Annotated in this window: 1 protein-coding gene; it reads right to left on the minus strand. The window is 38.6% G+C overall.

The window, feature by feature from the left end; all coding sequences use genetic code 11:
- Positions 1 to 393: 393 nt before the first annotated feature.
- Positions 394 to 690 (minus strand): hypothetical protein, encoded by a 297-nt coding sequence (locus FYJ73_RS15655; protein ID WP_154535666.1) that lies wholly within the window; start codon positions 688 to 690, stop codon positions 394 to 396.
- Positions 691 to 1138 lie beyond the last annotated feature (448 nt).

Below are 1138 nucleotides of genomic sequence, written 5' to 3' on the forward strand. Positions count from 1 at the left end.
AATGTCCACTATAAAGATTTAGACGAATGGGCTGGCTTCAATTTATACGGAAACCCAACTCAGGAGAGGAAAGACCTTACCCGAAAAATTGGATAGAATTATGAGCACAGACTTGACACCCTAGTAACAAAGTATGTAAACTTTGTAAGATAACACAATAAATCAAGTATTAGTCCGTTATAGTATCAAAGTAATATAGAAATGCAGTCGTCACGGTGCTTAAATGACGACTGCTCTAAAAAGACTCTTTATCGTGTTGCCGCACGATGTGAGTATGGACTTTCATTTAACAAACTCCACGGATACCATCAGTCGGGCATCCGATTTTTATTTTGAGTTTTTAGCCCCAAATTTCTGACAAAATAATGGGGAGGCGCAATGACCTCCCTAATCTCATTCTTCGTTCATCTTCTCCATCATGTGTTGGCAATGACCGCAATAACCTTCGTTGTCAAGTGCTGCAAGCATTTCACCCCAAGGTATATCCGCACCGCAGAATTTACATTCATCAACTGTGTTGTTTTCTATTGCCCTGTCAAAAACAAATTTCTGCTTTTCCGACAAACTGTCATACCCTTTGTCTAACATCTGCTTGGCAATTCCTGCCTCCTTACCTTCCAAACGGCTTGAATTTATGAGTCCTTCTACAAAGCCGTTAAAATCCTCTTCAAAATAACGTTCTCTTCTCATAATCAAAATTATAAACATTCTTAATTTCGTAATCCCAATAACACATTTGCATCTGTAATCTCTTCCACTTCTTCCTTTCCCAAGTATAGACGAGTACTTGTAATGCGTGGGGACTTTATTGTATATACAAAAACCATGCCATCTTTATATATGACAGCGTTAATCGAATAAAATATTAGAATTATGACAGATACAGAGATTACAATCGTTTGTAAGGAAGGTGAAGACCACATTACAGACATAAGCCTTACGGCAGAACGGAATTACACTCCAATCTTTACGGAAGCATTCTCCACACAGGAAAAGCCATTAAGTGTATATCCTAAAATCCGCAACTATCATCCAATACACGATTAAGGGTAGATTTATGAGTCGTTAGTAGCAGCTTTCAGTAAAAAGCAACAGCACAACATCAATATGTAGCCACCATCCCCTTACCCCACGATGC

Source organism: Hallella mizrahii, from assembly GCF_009695775.1.
Classification (GTDB): Bacteria; Bacteroidota; Bacteroidia; order Bacteroidales; family Bacteroidaceae; genus Prevotella; species Prevotella mizrahii.

Bases quoted from the DNA above. Each gene is read 5' to 3' on its own strand.
- FYJ73_RS15655 (WP_154535666.1), bottom strand. From the start codon at position 690: ATGAGAAGAGAACGTTATTTTGAAGAGGATTTTAACGGCTTTGTAGAA.